Below are 20,893 nucleotides of genomic sequence, written 5' to 3' on the forward strand. Positions count from 1 at the left end.
GTTTCCAAAATGATGTTGTTTTTTATTGCCTGAACTCACTACCGAATTGTCGTTTGTTAACCAGCTTATTCTCCACACACGCCATTTAAATTGAATTTAACATTTTCAAAACATTTTATTTCGATTTTATTGCAATCGATTGCAATTAGATCTATTTTTAACCTGTCTTAATCAACACAGTGGCAAATCGGCGGAATATTTTTCTAAATATTGATCGTCGAGAATTGAAGATTAGTTAGCAAAATCATAAAGATAACTGGGGACCAGCAATGAAAAGCAACAAACTTATCCTGGCCATTGCCGTATCGGCGGCAATGCAAAGCGCCTGGGCACAGGAAGTACCTGATGATAAAGAACAAGCTAAGGACTTTGAGCAGATTGTAGTAACAGGTACGCCCACAGGTACGGCGGTACGTAAGGTAGACGCAAGTTTTGCTATCACCAATCTTTCCGCTGAAGCCATCAAAAAACTAGCCCCGAAAAGTACTGCCGATTTATTTAAGGCTGTGCCGGGGGTCTGGTCTGAGAGCTCGGGTGGTGTATCCGGGGCCAATGTGTTTGTGCGCGGGTTTCCTGGTACAGGTGATGCCCCGTTTTTGACTGTGCAGATGGAAGGCGCACCGCTCTTTCAACCACCGACATTGTCTTTCCTGGAAAACTCCACGTTATTTCGTATGGATGAAACCGTGGCTTATATGGAAGCCTTACGTGGTGGTACCAACCCGGTTATTTCCAATGGACAGCCAGGGCTGACGACTAACTTCCTGCTCAAGGAAGGCTCTGAGGTCACCGAGGGCGTATTTAAATACACCACCTCCGACTACGACTTGCAGCGTGTGGATGCCATGGTCAGCGGCGCCTTGGCGGATGATCTGTTTTATATGATTGGCGGTTATGTCTCCAGTTCGCCGGGAATTCGGGATGCGGGTTTTAACTCGGAAAAGGGGCACCAGTTTACCCTCAATATCACCAAAGAACTGGATAACGGCAAAATGAATTTCTACACCAGAGTGACTGATGATCACGGTGTCTGGTATTTACCCACGCCCTTGGTGTCTGGCGTAGACAACGAGTATACCCAAATCGGTACGCTAAACCGTCAGGCCAGCATTCAATTTGGTCCAGAGGGTACCAGCCAAGCATTTGATTTTGGCAATGGCCGGGGCTGGGACGGCTCGGTATCCGGCGGTAAGATTCAATTGGAGTTCGCCGATGGCTGGCAGTTTTCTGATCGTTTTAACTACACCAAGGGCGATGCCAATACTTATGGTCTGGTACCGAACGGTGCGCCAATTGCTTTGTCTGCTGTGGCGGATAACGGCAGCAGCGCCACAGGGGCGGTGACAGGTCAAACCTACCAGGGTAGTACATTGGTGCAACAGGTCGGGCGATGGGTGGTATTAAAGGAAATCGAGTCTTTTACTAATGACTTGTCACTGACCAAACAACTGGATGCACTGAAAGTCACCTTTGGGCTCTATACCTCGAACTTTGAGGCCAAAGATTGGTGGTCTTTAGGCAATCAGTCTTATCATGTGGTGGCCCCTGGTGGAGAAAACCTGAGCGGTATAGATTGTAACGATAACTTGGATAGTTGTGGTTGGAACTACGATATCAGTTCCACCGGCGACGGCGCTACCCGTGCGTTTTACACTGCCCTGGAATACAAGACCACTGATGATTTGACCTTGGATCTCGGTGTTCGCCGCGAGAATCATCAAATCGACTACAGCGTCGATGAAGGCCTGGACGGTAGTATTAATAAGCCGGTGCAATACGATGAAGATACGACATCCTGGACGGCAGGCGTTAATTATATGCTGACCGATAATTCCGGTATCTTCGCCAGGGTAAATGACGGTAGCAAAATGCCGTATTTCGACGATTTTCGTGACAATTATTCCCAGTATGAAGGGGGTAATGACCTGATTTTCGATATCAAGCAGTACGAGCTGGGCTATAAGCTGGCGGCCGACAATTACAGTCTGTACGCCACTGCTTATTTTAACGAAGTGGAAAGCAGCACTGTGGCTTTGCCGGGGCAGCCTGCCACCCTGTCTGTCACTGAGGCCAAAGGCATAGAGCTGGATGGTAACTATAGTTTTGACTTCGGTTTGAACCTGAATCTAAATGCAACAATCCAGGATACCGAGATCACAAAAAGTAGTAATGCAAACCTGATTGGCAACGAATCCCAGCGTCAACCCGGCTGGCAAATGCGTCTGACGCCAAGTTACGATATTGAATTGGATGGCGGCAACTTTGTAACCCTGTATGGCACATTAACTTCAGTGGATGACCGCTGGATAAGTGATGACAACCTGGGCGAGTTGAAAGGCTACACTAAGGTGGATTTGGGCGCCTACTGGGAAATTACCGACCAATTGAATGTGCGCTTGTCAGTGGATAACCTGACGGACAAAGAAGGGCTTACCGAGGGGGATCCTCGTAACCCTACAGCGCCTAATGGTCGATACATTATGCCAAGGTCGATGCGACTCAGCATAGGATACAACTTCTAGGAAAATTAAAGGTGGCCACTGGCCACCTTTGTCTTTTCTCTGGGTGGAGCAATTTGATAACCTTGGGCCAAGCACAACTCAAAGAAGCAGATTCATGACTCGCGCCAAAAGCATCGCTGACATTGCCAAACTCCTTGGCGTTTCCGAGTCCACCGTATCCCGCGCTCTGAATGACAATCCGCTGATTGCTGAGAAAACCCGTCGTCGTATTCAGGACGTTGCCCGCGAACATAATTTCAAGATAAATGCTAAAGCGCGCGCTCTGCGTACGCAAAAAACCATGGTGATTGCTGTGGTGGTATTGTTTAAGGAGCGCACCGAACAGGGGATTTCCGATCCCTGGCTACTGGATATGCTTGGTGCCATTGCCGATGAACTGACCCGTCATGGCTACGATATGCTGTTGTCGAATACGCGTACCGCATCGGATGATTGGCGGGATTACTACTTTGACTCCAAACGTGCAGACGGTTTGATTGTAATAGGGCAGGGCGAACATGACGCCCGCATTGACCGACTCGCCCAGCAGGATTGCTCCTTTGTGGTATGGGGAGCGACATTGCCGGATAGCCACTACTGCACAGTTGGCAGTGACAACAAGATGGGCGCATACCTGGCGGTGAACCATTTGCTTAATCAGGGCTGTAAGCGAATCGCGTTTTTTGGTGACATTAGCCATAGTGAAATGGAACAGCGCTGGCAAGGTTATTGCCTAGCCTTACAGCAGGCGGGCCTTGAGATAGACGAGAAGCTAAGCTTTGAAACAGACTTTACCAGCGAGTCAGGCTATCGCAGTGCCACACAATTAGTGGAGCGTGGGCCAGAGGACGTGGACGGCATATTTGCCGTGAGTGATGTGATTGCGCTGGGCGCATTGAAGAAGCTGATGGATGTGGGTAAGCAAATTCCTGATGATATTGCGCTGGTGGGTTTTGACGATGTGGCACTGTCTATGTTCTGCCACCCTTCACTGACTACCATACGTCAGCAAACACTGGAAGGCGGTAAGTTACTGGTTAACAAACTGCTGGATAAACTGGCGGGTAAAACAGTGCGATCGCAAGTGCTGGACGTGCAATTGATTGTCCGGGAGTCCAGTCGCAAATCGCACTAAATCAAGGAAGGGCCGCGCCCTTGCGACCCCGGCTAATTAGCTGCCTGTTTAAGTACGGTAGCCAGTTGCAAGTCCTTGATATGTGGATAGATCCACTGAGCTTGCTCGAGTACCTTTGCATCACCAATGCCTATTGACTGCATACCTGCATCAATGATGCTTTGCAGACCTGCCAGCGAATCCTCCACGCCCACACATTGAGCAGGTTCTGCGCCCAAAGCCTGTGCGACAGTAAGAAATATTTCCGGATGCGGTTTACCTTGCGTGATTTTTGCCGCGTCTGCCACGTAATCAAAGTCCTGACTGATACCCAGCCGACTGATAACCATACCGGCATTTTTACTGGCTGAGGCCAGACCTATGGCTATACCGGCTTGTTTTAGTTGTGCGAACAAGTCATGCACACCATCAAACAAATCTGCTTCGCTCATATGTGCTATCAATTGCTGGTAATGGCGATTTTTTTTATCGGCAAAGGCATGTTTTTGGCTAGCGGTAAGCTGTAACCCACCTTTATCCAGAATAAACTGCAGCGAGCCCATGCGGTCAACGCCCTTGAGTTGTTCGTTATCCTGCCTGTCAAAGGCGACATCCAGCTCCTTGGCCAGGGCAGCCCAGGCTTGATAGTGGTATTCGGCGGTATCAGTTAGTACCCCGTCAAGATCAAAGATAAAGGCGCAAATGCTCATAAGTCGCCCCGCGATACATTCAGCCATTGCCCTTTGTTCAGCTGTACTTGTTGCGTGCCTTGCTGAAGACTTAGACTTTCGCCGTCTTTGAGTAAGTAACTAACTTTGTCTTTACTGACTTTTATTTGGATTTGCCGGCCCTGATATTGCAGGTTAAAGGTATAACCCTGCCAATGATCCGGCAGGTGCGGGTTAACCGTTAAGCCATCTGGTCGCATTCGCACACCGGCAAAACCATGCACTATGCTCATCCAGGAACCGGCCATACAAGCGGTATGGACGCCGTATTCGGTATTGCCGTGGCGGTTATCTATATCCATCCTCACTGTGTCATGGAAGAACTCATAAGCGCGCTGATAATCACCCGTTTCGGCAAATTCTATACTGTGTATGCAGCTTGACAGGGTAGAGTCGTGGGTGGTTAACGGTTCATAGTAGGCCAGATTACGGGCCTTTTGTGCTTGGTCAAAGGTGTCGTCCAGCAAATACATGGCCAATACCACATCGGCCTGCTTCAGCACCTGATGGCGGTAAATTACCAGCGGATGGAAGTGCAGCAGCAGCGGATATTTATCCCTCGGGGTGTTGGCGAAATCCCAGGGTTGCTTGTCGAGAAAACTATCATCCTGAGCGTGAATTTTCAGGGTTTCATCAAAGGGAAGGTACATCTTCTCAGCGGCCTGTTTCCAAGCGGATATCTCTGATTCACTCAGACTTAACCTGATGCACAACTGCTCATAGGCGGTTAAATCTTTGTGGCGAAATTTTGCTGCCATTTGCACGGCAAACCGCAGATGCGCCTTGGCCATCGCATTGGTATAGAAGTTGTTGCTGACGATTGCAGTGTATTCATCCGGGCCCGTCACGCCGTCGATACAAAACTGGCCATCCCGTCTGGCATTGAAATGACCCAGACTGAGCCATAGCCTGGCGGTTTCAAACAGTATTTCAGCGCCCATCTCTTGCATAAATTGCCAGTCTGCTGTGGCCGAATAATAGCTGCGCAGAGCATGGGCAATGGCGGCATTGATATGGTACTGCGCGGTACCTGCCGGAAAAAATGCTGAGCATTCATCACCGCCTATGGTACGCCATGGATACAAGGCGCCTTGTGAGTGTGACATTTGGCGTGCCCGTTGGCGTGCACCCTCCAGCGTCCGATAACGATATTCCAGGCAACGTTTGGCTAATTCGGGGTTTGTTGCGGTCATCACCGACAGGATATAGATTTCGGTATCCCAGAAGTAATGGCCGTCATAGCCATGGCCTGTCAGGCCTTTGGCGCCCATATTGCTGTGGCCATCTTTGCCAATGGACATAAACAAGTGCAGTAGATTGAACCGGATGCCTTGCTGTAGCGCAGGGTCGCCGTCTATCTGCACATCGGTATTCTGCCAGAATGCGTCTGCGGCCTGTTGATGTTGACTATGCAACGCATCCCAGCCCAACATCTTGGCCTCATGCACCTTTTGTTGCGCCTCATCCAGCAGAGTTTCGAATGTCAGTTCTTTGCTATGCTGGTAACAGATGTATTTTTCCACTATTACTGGTTCACCCTGCTTGAGAGGCAATAGCCATTGCTGACCCACTTGTTTTTCATGGGTAATTTGACTGATATGGCGTGGCGTAACAGTGCAGTTAAGGGTGCTTAACGAGGCAATATTAAATTCGCCGCCTTTGACCCGGTGCAGCATCCAGGCGTCGTTGTCACCTGCGTGCTGCTGATAAAGGGCCAAACTGTCATCCAGACTGAGAACGCCGACTCTGGGATCGTCTTTATTCGGAGAAAAGCGGTAGCCAGCATCCAACAATGCGTTAAGTTCAATATCGCCACTGAAGTTCTCGGCCAGGATTTCCATGCGTAAACAAAGCAGATTAGGGTGGCTGAGCGAGGCAAATCTGCGGGTATTCAGGCTCAGTTGCCGACCGCTGTTACTTTGCCAGCGCATCTGTCTGTGCAAGGTAGCAGTGCGAAAGTCCAGCCATCGGGTCGCTTCCATGGCGTCGGCAAGATTAATCGGCTGGTCGTCCAGCTTGAGCTTTATGACCTTGCCGTTGGGAACCTGTTGCATCTTCTGGTTGTGGCTGGCATAGCCGTATGCCACTTCGCCATAGGTAATTTTTTCACTATGGTATACCCCATTCAGATAAGTACCTTCACAGCTTTGATGATTGGCAACGGCTCCTTCTTCCATGGTCCCGCGGGTACCAAGGTAGCCATTGGCCAGGGCAAACAGAGTTTCTTCCAACATGCTTTGTACGGCTGTCAGCTTATTCGCCTCTAATTGCCAGGGCTGGGGTGTAAAAAGCAGATTTTGGGGCAATACATTCATAAGGTTGAAACTCTGGGATGGACTCTGAATAACGGCAAGATTAGCTGCTTTTGCAATCGATTGCAATTGTGTTAAATTTAGGTAAACTCGATTCTCTTGATATAAGAGACAAATGCCCTAATAGGCTGTATGCGGAGAATCAGATGATCACGAACAGAGCTCAGGTGAAATATTCACTGATGCTGACTTATTTTCTGTTTGCCATATTACTGAACAGTGTGGGTACCGTGATATTGCAGGTAATCAATAGTTATGGTGTCAGTAAAGAGGCTGCCAGTGTTTTAGAGGGGTTTAAAGACTTACCCATCGCCTTAGTGTCTTTTATGTTTGCTGCTTACCTGCCGCGACTTGGTTATCGTAATGCCATGTTATTGGGGACTTTGCTTGTGACTGCTAGTTGCTTGCTCATGCCTCTCATTCCCGAGTTTTGGATGACCAAACTACTGTTTTTTTGTGTAGGTAGCGCTTTTGGTCTGGTAAAGGTCTCTTTGTATTCAACTGTGGGGTTAATCAGTGATAACAAGCAACAGCATGCCTCGGTAATGAATACCATTGAGGGTATTTTTATGCTGGGTGTGCTGTCGGGATATTGGTTATTTGGTGCCTTTATTGATGGGCAGGATCCCACTTCCAGAGATTGGTTAAAGGTCTATTGGTGTTTGGCTTTGCTGGCCGGATTGAATGCGATGCTGCTTTGGCGCACTCATTTTGCTAATCCCGTTCCGGTTCAGGGCAGCAAACCCGCAGATGAATTTCTGGCCATGCTTAGGCTGACCTATAAGCCCCTGGTGCTTGTCTTTATCTTGTCGGCATTTTTATATGTGCTGATCGAACAAGGGTTGGGAACCTGGTTACCGACCTTTAACAATCAAGTGTTGCATCTACCGGCAGATATGAGTGTGCAAGCTACCAGCATTTTTGCTGCCTGTCTGGCGATTGGTCGATTGGGTGCGGGAGTACTGATGCAGCGAATTAACTGGTATCTGCTGCTGAATATATGCCTGGTGGCCATGGCCTTACTTGTTTTGGTTTCTATGCCCCTGGCTAACCTGGCACAACCTCAGCCTGATATGAGTTGGACCAGTGCGCCGATGGCCGCCTTTGTTTTTCCCCTAATCGGGCTGTTTATGGCACCTATATATCCGGCGATTAATTCAATTATGCTGTCTTCGCTGCCAACATCACAGCATTCAGGTATGACGGGCTTAATAGTGATATTTTCAGCCCTGGGGGGTACTACAGGTTCGTTGATTACCGGCTTTGTATTTGGCAGTTTTAGTGGGCAGACGGCGTTTTATCTGTCGTTGCTGCCCATTGCTGCAATTCTGATCAGTTTGTTTTATTTCCGTCAGGCCACCCTGGCAGTTAGCCGGGCCTGAAGGCCCGGGTCAGGGATGGCTGAGTTCATATAGGCGGTTGGAAAGTGCCGATGAGGAGCGGCTTAACTCGCTAAGCGCAGTAGCATCTCTGGAGTTCAGTTCATTGCTCTCGCGGATACCTTCGGCCAGTCGGTGAATTTCACTGGCCACTTTGGCTTGTTCACTAGCTGCTGTGGCAATTTGTGTGGTGCTATCACTGATGCCGCCAAAGGCCTCGACAATCTCATTGAAGCCAGCGATGACCTTATTGGAGCGCTCAACGGTCTGCTCTGACAGCGACTGGGAGCTGAGAATAATGTCTACCCCTTGCTTGGCAGAGCTTTGCAATTGAGCAATCATGTTTTCGATTTCATTGGCCGAAGACTGAGAGCGTCCTGCTAGGGTACGGACTTCATCGGCGACGACAGCAAAGCCTCGACCTTGTTCGCCAGCCCGGGCTGCTTCAATGGCCGCATTAAGCGCTAGCAAGTTGGTTTGCTCGGATATTCCTTTGATGACATCCAAAACGGCGCCCATTTGCTGGGCATCACCTGAAAGCTGATTAATGATGTTGGCGGTTTGTTGTAGTACCCCTGATAGTTCTTCGTTGGCCTGATTATTGGCCACCACATCCTGTAAGCGCCTTTTTACCAACCCTTGAGAATCATCCACCGTCCCTGATGTACTGCGGGTGTTGTTGGCCACTTCCGCCGCGCTGCTGGCCATTTGATTGATGGCCGCTGCCAGCATATTGTTTTCGCCAAGTTGCTGTTCGGCCCGATCTTTAAGGGCGTGAGCCATTTTACTGAGTTCTTCAGCACGCAGCTTGGATTCGGCGGCTTCTGCCGCAATTTGGCGTAGCAAACCATTGAGGTGTTCGCCATAGTTGTTTACTGCTTGTTTAAGCAAACCAATCTCATCTTGAGTATCTATCTGCAAGGTCGCGGAGGCTCCGCCACTGATCAGCCGCTTGATTTGGTCTGTGGTTTCATTTACCCAACCAAGCACTTTGTTGGCATAGAACATCAGTACACCAACAAAAAGTGCAATCAAAGGTAATAGCGTACCGTACAGGCTATAACTTAAATGACTTACTGGCTCTTGAACCACCTGACTGGGCAATACCAAGCCGAGCTTCATACCCTCTTGGGGTAAAGATTGTAAGGCCAGCAGGCTGCTGTCTCCTTCGACAACTCCATCTGGCAATGGTGTAATGTTCTTGCCCTGATTAATGGCCATGAGCAACGGGCGCAAACTGGTATCCCGGTTAGTGATGTCATCCAGACTCAGCATATCCAGGCGTTCACTGCGAATGTCTGGAAAACTGATCACTTGATTGTTCATACCCAGCAGAAAAAGGTAACCGCCAGATGCTTTGTTTTGCTCACGGAATAAATTGGCCAGGCCCGCCAGACGTAAATCTACTGTGGCTACGCCCCAGAATTTACCCGCACGTTGTATTGCCACGGTGCAAGTGACCATGGCTACACCACTAGCGCTGTCTTCATAGGCTTCCGACCAGCCACATTGACCTGTACTTAATTGCTTGCCAGCCTGATACCAGCTCTCATTATGGTAGCCGGTGCCAGTTGGGTCGTTGTAGTCATTGGATTTGATCAGCCTACCATTGTTATTTCTGGCCCAAAAAAACGAATAGCGCGTTTGATTACTGTCGAAGGCATTGGGTTCAGGCCAGATACCGCCCCCGGCAATGTTGACGTTACCAAACTGGTTGATAAGTACGGGCATCAGGCTATCAAAACGTTGTTCTTCCAGAGGGAGGTGTTGTGCCAGCGCGGCGAGGTTCTGGGTTAGGGTGGCACCTTGAGCTAACTCTGTGCGCAGCTGTGCAGCACTGTCTGAGACCCTAACTAAGGCTTGCTTTTCAACTTCCTGTTGAATAACGGGTAAAGCCAGTGTCTGCATAACCAGGTAAATAACGACAATGGCCGCAACAAGCAGGCCGGCGCCTAAATAACTGGCTTTAGTCTTTATCAACAGATCTTTTGCCATGCGTCTATCTCACTGTTATGTGTCGGGAAGATTCGCTTCATTAGGATAGACTAAGAACACCGCAAAGCACTTTGCTTTGCAATAAAATAGTTTGATTTTCAGTTGCTTCCGCTACAGCTCAGCAACATTATTATCAGGGCATCATCAATAGGGTTGCAGTGCCCAGGAAAGCAAAGATGCCCACCACATCTGTGATGGTGGTGAGAATGACCGAGCCAGCCAGAGCCGGGTCGATTTTCAGTCTTTTCATTAACAGCGGCAGGGTGGCACCGGCTAAACCAGCTGCCAGCATATTGACCATCATCGCGAAGGCAATAATAGCGCCAAGCATCAGATCCTGCTTCCAGATGGCTACCACCCCGGCAATCAGCACGGCCCAGATCACGCCGTTGAGCGCGCCGATGGCCAGCTCTTTGCTGACTAACCAGCGGCTGTTACTGGGGCTGACATGACCAAGGGCCATACCACGAATAACCAGAGTCAGGGTCTGATTACCCGCTACCCCGCCCATGCTGGGCACTATGGTATTAAGGATGGCGAGCACCGCCAGTTGGCTTAAGGTAGCTTCAAATAAATCACTGACCATAGCCGCCAGTAGCGCCGTAACCAGGTTTACCCCCAGCCAGATGGAGCGTCGTCCGGTACTTTTCATCACTGGTGCGAAGGTATCTTCTTCGTCATCCAAACCGGCCATACTCATCATGCTGTGTTCCGCTTCTTCGCGGATAATGTCGACCACATCGTCGATGGTGATCCGGCCTAGCAAGCGATCTTCATTGTCCACCACCGGGGCGGAAATCCAGTTATAGCGTTCAAACAGCTTGGCTACTTCACTTTCCGGCATGTCTACCGGAATGGTTTCCGCGTCTTCGTCCATCAGCTCTTCCACCGTCATATCCGAGGTGGAGGTCAGCAAACGGATGACCGGCACTATCCCAATCAGTTTGTCGTGGCGGTTGACCACATAGAAGGCGTCGGTATCTTCCGGTACTTCACCCTTGAGACGCAGATAACGCAAAATCACGTCAACCGTCACTTCCGGGCGCAAGGTGATGGTGTCGGTGTTCATAATAGAACCGGCGGTGCCTTCGCCGAAAGATAACGCCTGTTCGGCCCGCACCCTGTCCTGTTCGTCCATGGAATGCAGTACTTGCTGGAAAATAGTGTCCGGCAGGCCGCGCAACAGCTCGGCCAGATCGTCGGTATCCATGTCTTCCAGAGCATCGGCGAGTTTCTCCGGCACCATCTGGCGGATAATGCCGTTTCGCACGTCTTCCGACAGTTCTTCGAGCACGTCACCGTGAAATTCGGGGTCAATCAGTTGCCATAATACCGCGCGGCTTTTGGCCGGGGTGGATTCCAGCAAAAACGCCACATCCGGCGCTGGCATGTGGTGGAGCATTTTACGCACATGCACATACATGCCGCTGGACAGGGCATCGTTAATGGCCTGTAGCTGCTGGTATGAGGATTGCGATTCGAATGCTGGTTCCAATTTAGCTCAGGCCCTTGTACAACTTATTGATTTTCTGTTGTTAGTTTAGAGTAAGTGGTGAGTAAGGTCAGCAGGAATATTGCTCAGCTAGTCACAGACTCCCATTACCTGGGCAATTATCATGTTTGTCGTCGTAGCAACCAATGATTGAGCGGTAACGCCAGTAGTATAATAGCGCCACCTAGTGTCAGACGCAGCAGATCCGCTTCACGGTTCCAGATCAGTAAGTTGACCATAATGCCTGCTGGGATCAGCAGATTGTTCATGATTGCCAGGGTACCGACATCTACTTGCGTAGCTCCTTTGTTCCAAGCAAAGAATCCCAGACCGGACGCCACCACGCCGAGATAGATCAGAATACCCCACTGCTGTGCGGTGGCAGGCAACATCTCAAGGTTTCCAAATAGGGCAAAACTGGAGCAGGCAACCAGACTGGCACCGATAAAGAACCAACCGAACACCTGATGTTGGGGTAACTCGAATTGACTGGCCATTCTCTTATACAAAACCTGGCCAGTGGCAAAACATAAGTTAGCGGCCTGTACGATGAAAAAACCGCGAATAAAGCCACTGTCTATGCCATCGTAGCGGATCGCTGCGGCACCCGCTGTTGCGACCAGGGCACAGATCAGAAAGTTGATTCGAAAACGCTGATCCAGAAGATCGTTGACCAAGGTAACGTAGAGCGGTGTCATCACAGTGAACAGCAACACCTCTGGCACGGTCAGATAAAGAAATGCGTGGTAATAGAAACCATACATTACCCCTAGTTGAATAGCGCCAATCAGCATCAGGCGAGTGATGGTCGTGACAGAAGCGCCGCGAAAGCTTAAGAAGGGTAAGAACACCAGAGCGGCAAGCAGAACCCTTATCAGCACAGAAAACCAGGGATCAACCTGACCAGCCAGATAAACGCCGATCAGGCTGAATGAAAACGCCCATAGCAAAGTGATTGCAACAAGAAAGGCCATGATCGCCATCCGAATATTTGACCGGCTGGCATGGTACATCATGCTTATTGCTTATGTAAGACGGCGCCAGTGAGGCCATTCTGTTGGCAGTCAGCCAATTTAAGGCCTTAAGCGATGAACGGTCAGCTTTACGACAAAAGTGCCATGGCACTCTTGTGGCTAAGGGGATAAAGTCAGATACATAGCGTTGTAACGAGGGCGATACTGAGCGGATGGAAAACTTTGTTCTGGTACTTATCTATATTCTGATCGGTACTCAGCTTCGGCGCCTGCCGCAATTTCCGGCCGAGACAGGCATGGTGCTTAACCAGTACGTGCTGTATGTCGCCTTACCGGCTCTGGTGATGCAGAAAATTCCATTGATGAGTTTCTCTGCTGACCTATGGCAGCCTGCGGTTTTGCCCTGGGCTATTTTAATGTTGGTCGTAGGTGTGGTGTTGTTAGCCGGGCGTCTGTTTTCCTGGGATAAAAATCTGGTGGCAGCGTTGCTGGTGGTGTTGCCTCTGGGCAATACCTCGTTTCTGGGTTTTCCTATGGTAGAGGCGTTCTTTGGCGAACAGGCCATGCCCTACGCCATTATTTATGATCAGCTTGGGTCCTTTCTGGCTCTGGCCACTTATGCCACCATCATTTGTGCCTGGTATAACCCCAATGTAGATACACCTTCGGTTGCACATATGGCCAAAAGGGTATTGTTGTTTCCTTCCTTTATCGCCTTAATTGCCGCCATGGGGCTGAAGGGCTGGCCTTATCCCTCGCTTATGCAATCGTTATTGGATAGCCTGGCGGCCACCTTAGTGCCGGTGATTATGGTGGCGGTGGGGTTCCAGTTTCGTTTGCGTCTGGATGGCAAAGAGGCTTTGCCTCTGGGGTTTGCGCTAGTGGTGAAGTTGTTGTTGATGCCCTTGTTTGCGCTGGCACTACTCTGGCCTTTACATCCCCAACCTTTATTGCTGCAGGTGAGTGTCTTTCAAGCCGCCATGCCGCCTATGGTATCAGCAGGCGCCCTGGCGATCGGTGCAGCCCTGGCACCGCGATTGGTTGCGGCGTTGGTGGGGTTAGGTCTGATCATGAGCTTTATAACCTTACCCATGTGGTATTGGTTGTTACAGCACTTGATGTGAACCTTACTAGCAAAGTGAGAATATGACCTTTATATTGCGCGAAGCTAACCCCTCAGATGCTGACGTCCTGTCTTCTATTGCTATGCGCGCCAAGGCGCATTGGGCCTATTCTGCAGATTTTATGGCCGCCGTTGCCGCTGAATTGCGGGTATCCTCAACACAATTACAAAGCTCGGACTGGTTATGTCAGGTGGCGGTGCAAGACCTGTGTATTGTTGGTTATGCCCTGGTGGACGCCAGCAAAGCACAGCAATGGGTGTTAGAAGCGATGTTTGTGTTACCTGAGGTAATGGGGCTAGGGGTAGGGAAGCAACTGATGACATGGGTCAAAACCAGCATGCGAAGATTGCAATGTCCTGAGTTGATGATCCCCAGTGATCCTTATGCTGAAGCTTTCTATGTGAAAATGGGCGCGACAAAGATTGGCGAGACACCCTCAGACAGTATTGTTGGCAGAATGTTACCCTTAATGAAATTGAAGGTATGAGCCTGTTGTAACAAGCATTTAATTGGCTACCTGGCTTCTTACTTCTGTAAAAATTGTCGGCGAGAATGTAGGGTAAGCCCACAATGCATTCCATGGAGTAGTTCTTTGCGCAATTTGATTTTGGCAGTTGGTCTTGCCTGCACCCCTGTTCTGGCGTCCCCCACCTTTATTGTGTTGCAGGACTTACCTTATACGGACACCCAAGAATATGTGTATAAGAACATAGTCAGGCCAGCCATTGTCAGTGCCGATGCGGATTTTGTCATCCATGGCGGCGATATGCAGGGCAGTAAAGCGGTTTGCAGTTACGCCGGGCTTAAGGCGCTTCGTGATGATTTGTACAGTCTGAAGCCAGAACGGGTGTTTTTAACACCGGGCGACAATGACTGGACGGACTGCGATAGACCAAGTAATGCCAAGCCGGTCAGCGAGTATCAGGCCTTGGGCTGGTTAAGAGAATTGTTTTATGAGCCAGCGCCCAAAGGATTGCCGGAGTGGCAGTTGGCCCGTCAAGACGCTTTTCCTGAAAACGCCCGTTGGCTGGTGGATAACAGCCTGTTTGTGACTTTGCATATTCTGGGCACAGTTAACGGCAGACAGCAGGTCTATCTGGATGATCCCAGCTATGCGCTTGAGCAGGTTGAGGCGCGGGACAAGGCCAATCATCTATGGTTACAGGAAGCGCTAACCGTTGCCAAAGCGCACAACGTAACGCATATGGTGGTTGCCGCCCATGCTGATATCACCCAGCTTGAAGGCAAACCACCATGCTCTCGCAGTCGCACCAGCGATTGCGACCCTTATCAGGCATACCGCAAGCAACTGCGAGATGTTGCCGCCGAGTTTGGCAGGCCTATGTTGTTTATTCATGGCGACACCGAGCCATTTTGCCTGGATAAAAATTACGGTCGCAAAACTGCCACAAATTTATGGCGTTTAAATGGCGCTGGTGATTACAACCTGATTGATGCACTGCGCATTAATATTGGTGACAAGGATACTGAGCCATTTAGTATCAAGGCATTAACCCGGGATATTGCTCCCCCTTTGTGTAAATAGACATTATGACCAGCATCATCCGAGCCAAAGACTTCACCGCATCTCGTCCCTGGGGGGCTTTGGATATAGCCTCTATGCAGGGGGTCAGCACTCGTCTGCATTGGACGGATAAGCCCTATCGCTGGCATATCAATGACGGTGAGGAAGTCTTTGTGGTGTTGGATGGTCAGGTGGAGATGAAGTATCGAGATGTGGAAGGGGAGCGTTCTGCCATATTAAATGCCGGCGACATTTTTTTCGCCAATGAAGGAACCGAGCACTGTGCTTTTCCCGTTGGGGAAGCCAGGATCCTGGTGGTGGAAAAGCAGGGAAGCCTCTGATGCTTCAACTACGACCAAATTGTGAATGTTGCAACCGCGCCTTGCCTACGGATTCGCAACTGGCACTGATTTGCAGTTATGAATGTACCTTCTGTCGGGACTGCGTTGAGCGTGTTTTGCAAAATGTTTGCCCAAATTGTGGAGGCGGTTTTATGCCAAGGCCGGTACGTCCCAAAAACGCTTATCGCCCCGGAGTGAGTTTGACACAACAACCGGCTTCGACGAATGCTGTGCATAGCCGTTATTGCGTCGAAGAGATGCAGACCTTTAGCCAAAAACTAGCTTCGATTCCACCGGCTGAGCGCTAAAGCCCGGCAAGTTTCCTGCCTCTGATCTGCCAGCGAACAGCTATGCCAGTTTGATTAGCTAGTTTTACCGTGATCTGCACTGCCGCATAGATTAAAATTCCCTGGCGCAAGGGCGCTGGAGGATATATGAGCGAAAACGGCGCCATCAGGCTTAATAAATTTATCAGTGATTCTGGCTATTGTTCGCGTCGTGAGGCGGATAAGCTCATTGAGCAAAAACGGGTGACTATTAATGGTCAGATCCCGGAGTTAGGCACCAAGGTGATGCCTGGCGACCAAGTTGCGGTGGATGGCAAAGGTGTGGGCGCCAGTGCCATGGATAAGTCTGATCGCACTTATATTGCCTACAACAAACCTGTCGGTGTTATCTGCACCACAGAGCGCGGTGTGCGCGGCAATATTGTCGATGCTATTCGTCATCGGCAGCGCATTTTTCCCATCGGCCGTCTGGATAAAGACTCTGAAGGGCTGATTTTCCTGACTACGGACGGCGATATCGTCAACAAGATCTTGCGGGCAGGCAACGAACACGAAAAAGAGTATGTGGTGACGGTGAACCAGCCGGTCAGTGAGCGATTTACCCGACAAATGAGTCAGGGTGTGCCGATTCTGGGTACGGTGACCAAGCCTTGCAAAGTAAAAGCTACCGGGCGTTTTTCATTTCGTATCATTCTGACGCAGGGCCTGAACAGACAGATTCGACGTATGTGCGAGTTCCTCGGTTATGAGGTGGTCAGTTTGAAACGCGTGCGTATTATGAATGTTGAGCTGGGGAATTTAAGACCAGGCCAGTGGCGAGACCTGTCTGATAGTGAAATGGCTGAGATTAATCAGGCAATTACCCATTCGAAGAAAACGGCCTGAGTGAACAACCTTATTCCGCTTCGTTGAATTTTTGCTGGATGAGTTGTTCAACTGCTGACAGCGCGGCTTGTGCATCCTGACCTTCGCTGATCACCACGACTTCCTTGCCCATACTGCTTTCCAGCATCATCAGCCCCAGCACGCTGGTGGCTGAGGCGGACTTTTCACCTTGTACCAGGGTGACCTGGGCATCGAATTGCACCGCCAGTTTAGCCAGCTGAGTAGCTGCTCTGGCGTGCAGGCCCAGCTTGTTCTGAATCAGCAGGGTCTTTTCTAATTTCATTTGCGTGATAACTCTCTGTGACGGATCTGCACATCCGGATGCACGGCCCTAAAGGTTTTTGCCAGACTCTCTGCCACAAAAACAGAACGATGCTGGCCACCGGTACAACCAATGGCAATAGTCACATAGCTGCGGTTATTCCGCTCCAGATGCGGTAACCAAGTGGATATCAGGTTCTGTATCTGCCAGATAAACTTGGTGACAATGGCCTGCGAACCCAGAAAAGCTTCAACCTGAGGGTCTAAGCCGGTGAGATTCTTAAGTTCCGGCTCCCAATGGGGATTGGGCAGGAAACGCGCATCAAACACATAATCAGCATCCTTGGGAATGCCATGCTTAAAACCAAAGGATTCAAATACCAGCACCAGGCGCGAGCTTTTCTTGCCCAGAATACGTTCTCGAACCAGCTCGGCCAGTTGATGTACTGACAGTTCACCGGTATCGATATACAAATCGGCTCTTTCGATTATCGGGCCGAGCAGCACCGACTCAGACTGAATGGCATCTGTCAGTGACTTACTGTGCTTGGACAAGGGGTGCAAACGACGGGTTTCGCTAAAGCGCTTAATCAGTACATCATCACTGGCGTCGAGATAGAGAATGGTTAACTCCCAGGTCGACGGCAGATAGTCGAGAATTTCGACCAGTTCTTCCGGGTCCTTGGGCAGATTGCGCACATCAATACTAACGGCCACCTGATCATATTCGTCCACCACAGTATGGGTGAGGGTAGGGAGCAGGTTAACGGGAATATTGTCTACACAGTAATAACCAAGATCTTCCAGCGCTCTGAGTACAATAGATTTCCCTGAGCCGGAACGACCACTGATGATGATGAGTTTCACACTATAGCCTCAAATAGTTCCTGATTTGATTGGGCGTGACGCAGTTTTTTTACCGTTTCCTTGTCATTCAATTTGGCGGCAATGGTGGCCAGGGTTTGTAAATGCCCTTGTGCCTGGTCCTCGGGGACCAATATAGCGAAAAATATGTCGACCGGTTGGTTGTCTATCGCTTCAAATGCGACCCCTGGCTGACTGGTAACCAATATTGCGGTTACATTACTCAGGCCGGCTAAGCGTCCGTGAGGAATGGCAATACCACAACCAATGCCTGTACTACCCATCTTTTCCCGGTTAAGTAAGCTAGTCAGAATGGCATCCTGGCCTATATCCGGAAGGTGTTGGGCGGCAATATCACTAATGGATTCCAGAATGCGTTTTTTGCTGGAGCCTTGTACTGCACATACAGTGCGGTCTGGGGTGAGGATGTCTTTGATTTCCATTTTGCGTTTTTTGTCTGTGTGGCCATAAACAGGCTAAGCCTGTTTATGGCATCAGTGGGCCTAATGGCGTTTCATCTTTTCCTTATGCTTGAGCACCTGGCGATCAAGCTTATCGATAAGACTATCAATGGCAGCATACATATCAGTATGTTCGGAAATAGCAAAGACTTCGGTACCGTTCAAATGTAATGTAGCCTCCGCTTTCTGGTTCAGCTTTTCGACATTCAGAATGACATGAACATTATTAATGTGATCGAAGTGTCTCTCCAACTTAGTAAATTTACTATCAACGTAGTCGCGAAGAGAATCGGTGATTTCAACGTGATGACCAGTAAGGTTGATTTGCATAGTGCCTCTTCCTTTTGTTGGCGAGTCTTACAGCAGACTCTTGCGTTGGTTAGATGGGGGAATCGATAGTGATTCCCGGTACTTGGCGATTGTTCGCCGGGCAACCATAATGCCTTGGTCGGCTAACAACTGCGCAATTTTGCTATCACTAAGTGGCTTGGCAGGTTTTTCTGCCGCCACCAGTTTCTTAATCAGAGCTCGAATAGCGGTAGATGAACATTCCCCGCCGCTTTCGGTTGCTACGTGGCTGGAGAAGAAATACTTCAGCTCATAAATGCCGCGTGGCGTATGCATATATTTCTGTGTGGTTACCCTGGAAATGGTGGACTCATGCATATCTACCATTTCTGCCACATCGTTCAATACCATAGGCTTCATGGCTTCTGGGCCGTATTCAAAGAAGCCCTGTTGCTGCTGAACAATACAGTTAGCGACCTTCAGTAAGGTGTCATTGCGGCTTTCCAGACTTTTGATAAACCATTTCGCTTCTTGCATGTGCGAGCGAATAAACTGGCTGTCGCTGGAATTGCGCGCATTGCGGCTCATGGCGGCATACTGCTGGTTAATACTCAGCTTAGGTAAGCTGTCAGGGTTCAGCTCTACTATCCAGCGCCCATTTTTCTTGGCAACAGATACGTCCGGTATAACGTATTCCGGTTCGCTGGTGACAATGGCGCTACCAGGGCGTGGATTGAGCGTTTGCAGTAACCGCAGTGCTTCGCGTAATTCTTCTTCTTTAAGACGCGCTTTGCGCATCAGAGTTCGGTAATCTTTGGCAGCCAGCAGATCGCTATATTCATTAATCAATGCTTTGGCTTCTTCCAGCCAAGGCGTGTCCGGTGCAAATTGACGCAACTGCACCAGCAGACATTCCTGCACTGAACGGGAGCCTACCCCAACCGGATCAAACATTTGAATGCGCTTCAGTACACACTCAATTTCATCCAGTTCTACCTCTTCGTTTTCAATATCCAGGCTTTGCAGGATATCTTCGGTACTGACTGTCAGGTATCCAGACTCATCAATACTATCGATAATGGCAATGGCAATGGCAGCATCGGTTTCACTGAAAGGGGTCAGACGCATCTGCCAAAGCAGGTGATCCTGAATATTGTCAGAGGTTTCCCCCTGGTAAATGGCATCATCATCACTGGCTGTAGAAGACGAAGCGGGGGCCGAAGAGGCGCTGTAGTATTCATCCCAAGTGGTATCTACGGGTAACTCATCGGGCAGTTCCTGCTTTTCCAATGCGTCGCCGGCTTCCAGGCTCTCGCTGTGCTCGCCATTAGAAAGAGATTCATTGTCGGGACTATTTAAATCCTGCACGTCTCCGGCAGAGAAGTCCTGTCCGTCATCCGCTTCCAACAATGGGTTGGAGTCCAGGGCTTCCTGGATTTCCTGCTGTAGATCCAGCGTGGACAACTGAAGCAGGCGGATGGCCTGTTGCAGTTGCGGCGTCATAGTGAGCTGCTGGCTGAATTTTAGTTGTAATGCGGGCTTCATCTACTTCTTATTATGTTCCAATGGCCTTTCAAGATATTGATATGGGCGTTTTAGCAAAGGTCAAGGTACCCTGCGGCATACGCCTTAACTATAGCCTGAATTGTTCTCCGAGGTATACATCTCTCACCTGCTTGTCATTCAACACCTGTTCGGCGCTGCCTTCGGCGATTAATTCACCATGGCTGACAATATAGGCTTTCTCACACACATCCAGGGTTTCACGAACATTGTGGTCGGTGATCAGAACGCCGATTCCTCTGTCTTTGAGATGATGGATAATCTTTTTAATATCGCTGACAGAGATAGGGTCGACACCGGCAAAAGGTTCATCTAACAAAATAAAGCGAGGATTGGCAGACAAGGCTCTGGCAATTTCAACCCTGCGCCTTTCACCGCCGGATAAGCTCATGCCGGTGCTATGCCGGATATGGTTAATATTGAACTCATCCAACAGAGCGTCGGCTTCTTGCTCGCGTTGTTCCTGATTCAGCTCTTTACGTGTTTCCAAAATAGCCATCAGGTTTTGATATACCGTCAACTTGCGAAAAATGGATGATTCCTGTGGCAAATAACCTATGCCACGACGAGCTCGAACGTGCATAGGTTCGTGGCTGAGTTCTTCGTCGTCGATAAAAATTTGGCCTTTATCCATGGGCACCAAGCCAACAATCATATAGAAAGAGGTTGTCTTACCCGCACCATTGGGTCCCAGCAGACCAACTATCTGTCCGGCGCTGACTTGCAAACTGACATCACGCACCACCTGGCGGTTTTTGTAGCTTTTGGCCAGATGTGAGGCCTTCAAGGTGGGCATGCT

At 49.7% G+C, this 20,893-nt stretch carries 20 protein-coding genes; 9 read left to right on the top strand and 11 right to left on the bottom strand.

What is annotated here, in order from left to right; translation table 11 throughout:
- Positions 1–269 precede the first annotated feature (269 nt).
- Positions 270–2,522 carry a TonB-dependent receptor gene (locus KJY73_RS00485; RefSeq protein ID WP_214339187.1) on the top strand — a complete coding sequence of 751 codons (2,253 nt, stop codon included), beginning with the start codon at positions 270–272 and terminating at the stop codon, positions 2,520–2,522.
- Positions 2,523–2,616: 94 nt separating this feature from the next.
- The gene (locus KJY73_RS00490; RefSeq protein WP_214339202.1) at positions 2,617–3,636 is read left to right on the top strand and encodes a LacI family DNA-binding transcriptional regulator; all 1,020 of its coding nucleotides are present in this window, start codon (positions 2,617–2,619) and stop codon (positions 3,634–3,636) included.
- 32 nt (positions 3,637–3,668) lie between these two features.
- On the opposite strand, the gene pgmB is transcribed toward KJY73_RS00490, so the two are convergent.
- Entirely contained in the window at positions 3,669–4,325 is a 657-nt protein-coding gene (gene pgmB, locus KJY73_RS00495) for a beta-phosphoglucomutase (protein ID WP_214339205.1), read from the bottom strand.
- On the bottom strand, positions 4,322–6,658 hold the full coding sequence (locus KJY73_RS00500) for a glycoside hydrolase family 65 protein (protein ID WP_214339208.1): 2,337 nt from the start codon (positions 6,656–6,658) through the stop codon (positions 4,322–4,324). Before KJY73_RS00500 ends, pgmB begins: the two co-directional genes overlap by 4 nt.
- A 143-nt stretch (positions 6,659–6,801) precedes the next feature.
- Between KJY73_RS00500 and KJY73_RS00505 the strand changes: the two genes are divergently transcribed.
- Positions 6,802–8,037 carry an MFS transporter gene (locus KJY73_RS00505; RefSeq protein ID WP_214339211.1) on the top strand — a complete coding sequence of 412 codons (1,236 nt, stop codon included), beginning with the start codon at positions 6,802–6,804 and terminating at the stop codon, positions 8,035–8,037.
- 9 nt (positions 8,038–8,046) lie between these two features.
- On the opposite strand, the gene KJY73_RS00510 is transcribed toward KJY73_RS00505, so the two are convergent.
- The 3 genes from KJY73_RS00510 to KJY73_RS00520 all read right to left on the bottom strand — a co-directional run bounded on the left by KJY73_RS00510 (position 8,047) and on the right by KJY73_RS00520 (position 12,495).
- Positions 8,047–10,029, bottom strand: a complete 1,983-nt coding sequence (locus KJY73_RS00510) for a methyl-accepting chemotaxis protein (RefSeq protein ID WP_214339213.1) — start codon at positions 10,027–10,029, stop codon at positions 8,047–8,049.
- A gap of 133 nt (positions 10,030–10,162) precedes the next feature.
- On the bottom strand, positions 10,163–11,524 hold the full coding sequence (gene mgtE, locus KJY73_RS00515; protein ID WP_232848356.1) for a magnesium transporter: 1,362 nt from the start codon (positions 11,522–11,524) through the stop codon (positions 10,163–10,165).
- A gap of 119 nt (positions 11,525–11,643) precedes the next feature.
- The gene (locus tag KJY73_RS00520) at positions 11,644–12,495 is read right to left on the bottom strand and encodes a carboxylate/amino acid/amine transporter (RefSeq protein WP_214339216.1); all 852 of its coding nucleotides are present in this window, start codon (positions 12,493–12,495) and stop codon (positions 11,644–11,646) included.
- A 212-nt stretch (positions 12,496–12,707) separates the two neighbouring features.
- Between KJY73_RS00520 and KJY73_RS00525 the strand changes: the two genes are divergently transcribed.
- The 6 genes from KJY73_RS00525 to rluF all read left to right on the top strand — a co-directional run bounded on the left by KJY73_RS00525 (position 12,708) and on the right by rluF (position 16,657).
- Entirely contained in the window at positions 12,708–13,619 is a 912-nt protein-coding gene (locus KJY73_RS00525; RefSeq protein ID WP_214339219.1) for an AEC family transporter, read from the top strand.
- A 22-nt stretch (positions 13,620–13,641) separates the two neighbouring features.
- Positions 13,642–14,106, top strand: a complete 465-nt coding sequence (locus KJY73_RS00530; protein ID WP_214339222.1) for a GNAT family N-acetyltransferase — start codon at positions 13,642–13,644, stop codon at positions 14,104–14,106.
- A gap of 105 nt (positions 14,107–14,211) precedes the next feature.
- Complete coding sequence (locus KJY73_RS00535) at positions 14,212–15,165, top strand: hypothetical protein (protein WP_214339224.1); 954 nt, start codon at positions 14,212–14,214, stop codon at positions 15,163–15,165.
- 5 nt (positions 15,166–15,170) lie between these two features.
- A complete protein-coding gene (locus KJY73_RS00540) occupies positions 15,171–15,485 on the top strand; it encodes a cupin domain-containing protein (RefSeq protein WP_232848357.1) in 315 nt (104 codons plus the stop codon).
- On the top strand, positions 15,485–15,793 hold the full coding sequence (locus KJY73_RS00545) for a DUF1272 domain-containing protein (RefSeq protein WP_214339227.1): 309 nt from the start codon (positions 15,485–15,487) through the stop codon (positions 15,791–15,793). The genes KJY73_RS00540 and KJY73_RS00545 overlap by 1 nt, the downstream gene beginning before the upstream one ends.
- A gap of 126 nt (positions 15,794–15,919) precedes the next feature.
- A complete protein-coding gene (gene rluF / locus KJY73_RS00550; RefSeq protein ID WP_206594966.1) occupies positions 15,920–16,657 on the top strand; it encodes a 23S rRNA pseudouridine(2604) synthase RluF in 738 nt (245 codons plus the stop codon).
- A gap of 10 nt (positions 16,658–16,667) precedes the next feature.
- Here the strand turns inward: rluF and KJY73_RS00555 are convergent, their stop codons facing one another.
- From KJY73_RS00555 to lptB, 6 genes are all read right to left on the bottom strand, one after another.
- Positions 16,668–16,940 carry an HPr family phosphocarrier protein gene (locus KJY73_RS00555; protein ID WP_206594968.1) on the bottom strand — a complete coding sequence of 91 codons (273 nt, stop codon included), beginning with the start codon at positions 16,938–16,940 and terminating at the stop codon, positions 16,668–16,670.
- Entirely contained in the window at positions 16,937–17,785 is an 849-nt protein-coding gene (gene rapZ, locus KJY73_RS00560) for an RNase adapter RapZ (RefSeq protein ID WP_206594971.1), read from the bottom strand. Before rapZ ends, KJY73_RS00555 begins: the two co-directional genes overlap by 4 nt.
- A complete protein-coding gene (ptsN, locus tag KJY73_RS00565) occupies positions 17,782–18,225 on the bottom strand; it encodes a PTS IIA-like nitrogen regulatory protein PtsN (protein WP_206594974.1) in 444 nt (147 codons plus the stop codon). The genes rapZ and ptsN overlap by 4 nt, the downstream gene beginning before the upstream one ends.
- Positions 18,226–18,285: 60 nt before the next feature.
- Positions 18,286–18,573 (bottom strand): ribosome hibernation promoting factor, encoded by a 288-nt coding sequence (gene hpf, locus KJY73_RS00570; protein WP_206594976.1) that lies wholly within the window; start codon positions 18,571–18,573, stop codon positions 18,286–18,288.
- Positions 18,574–18,600: 27 nt separating this feature from the next.
- Complete coding sequence (locus tag KJY73_RS00575; protein WP_214339229.1) at positions 18,601–20,076, bottom strand: RNA polymerase factor sigma-54; 1,476 nt, start codon at positions 20,074–20,076, stop codon at positions 18,601–18,603.
- Between the two features lie 88 nt (positions 20,077–20,164).
- Positions 20,165–20,890 (bottom strand): LPS export ABC transporter ATP-binding protein, encoded by a 726-nt coding sequence (gene lptB / locus KJY73_RS00580; RefSeq protein ID WP_206594979.1) that lies wholly within the window; start codon positions 20,888–20,890, stop codon positions 20,165–20,167.
- Between the last annotated feature and the right edge of the window lie 3 nt (positions 20,891–20,893).

Source organism: Bowmanella yangjiangensis, assembly GCF_018531185.1.
Classification (GTDB): Bacteria; Pseudomonadota; Gammaproteobacteria; order Enterobacterales; family Alteromonadaceae; genus Bowmanella; species Bowmanella yangjiangensis.

What these genes read in the sequence shown, in the direction of transcription:
- KJY73_RS00545 (WP_214339227.1), top strand. Translation starts at nt 15,485, where the DNA reads ATGCTTCAACTACGACCAAATTGTGAATGTTGCAACCGCGCCTTGCCT.
- KJY73_RS00500 (WP_214339208.1), bottom strand. Translation starts at nt 6,658, where the DNA reads ATGAATGTATTGCCCCAAAATCTGCTTTTTACACCCCAGCCCTGGCAA.
- lptB (WP_206594979.1), bottom strand. Translation starts at nt 20,890, where the DNA reads ATGCCCACCTTGAAGGCCTCACATCTGGCCAAAAGCTACAAAAACCGC.
- KJY73_RS00540 (WP_232848357.1), top strand. Translation starts at nt 15,171, where the DNA reads ATGACCAGCATCATCCGAGCCAAAGACTTCACCGCATCTCGTCCCTGG.
- KJY73_RS00530 (WP_214339222.1), top strand. Translation starts at nt 13,642, where the DNA reads ATGACCTTTATATTGCGCGAAGCTAACCCCTCAGATGCTGACGTCCTG.
- ptsN (WP_206594974.1), bottom strand. Translation starts at nt 18,225, where the DNA reads ATGGAAATCAAAGACATCCTCACCCCAGACCGCACTGTATGTGCAGTA.
- rluF (WP_206594966.1), top strand. Translation starts at nt 15,920, where the DNA reads ATGAGCGAAAACGGCGCCATCAGGCTTAATAAATTTATCAGTGATTCT.
- KJY73_RS00520 (WP_214339216.1), bottom strand. Translation starts at nt 12,495, where the DNA reads ATGGCCTTTCTTGTTGCAATCACTTTGCTATGGGCGTTTTCATTCAGC.
- KJY73_RS00505 (WP_214339211.1), top strand. Translation starts at nt 6,802, where the DNA reads ATGATCACGAACAGAGCTCAGGTGAAATATTCACTGATGCTGACTTAT.
- KJY73_RS00555 (WP_206594968.1), bottom strand. Translation starts at nt 16,940, where the DNA reads ATGAAATTAGAAAAGACCCTGCTGATTCAGAACAAGCTGGGCCTGCAC.
- KJY73_RS00485 (WP_214339187.1), top strand. Translation starts at nt 270, where the DNA reads ATGAAAAGCAACAAACTTATCCTGGCCATTGCCGTATCGGCGGCAATG.
- KJY73_RS00510 (WP_214339213.1), bottom strand. Translation starts at nt 10,029, where the DNA reads ATGGCAAAAGATCTGTTGATAAAGACTAAAGCCAGTTATTTAGGCGCC.
- hpf (WP_206594976.1), bottom strand. Translation starts at nt 18,573, where the DNA reads ATGCAAATCAACCTTACTGGTCATCACGTTGAAATCACCGATTCTCTT.
- KJY73_RS00490 (WP_214339202.1), top strand. Translation starts at nt 2,617, where the DNA reads ATGACTCGCGCCAAAAGCATCGCTGACATTGCCAAACTCCTTGGCGTT.
- KJY73_RS00575 (WP_214339229.1), bottom strand. Translation starts at nt 20,076, where the DNA reads ATGAAGCCCGCATTACAACTAAAATTCAGCCAGCAGCTCACTATGACG.
- KJY73_RS00525 (WP_214339219.1), top strand. Translation starts at nt 12,708, where the DNA reads ATGGAAAACTTTGTTCTGGTACTTATCTATATTCTGATCGGTACTCAG.
- pgmB (WP_214339205.1), bottom strand. Translation starts at nt 4,325, where the DNA reads ATGAGCATTTGCGCCTTTATCTTTGATCTTGACGGGGTACTAACTGAT.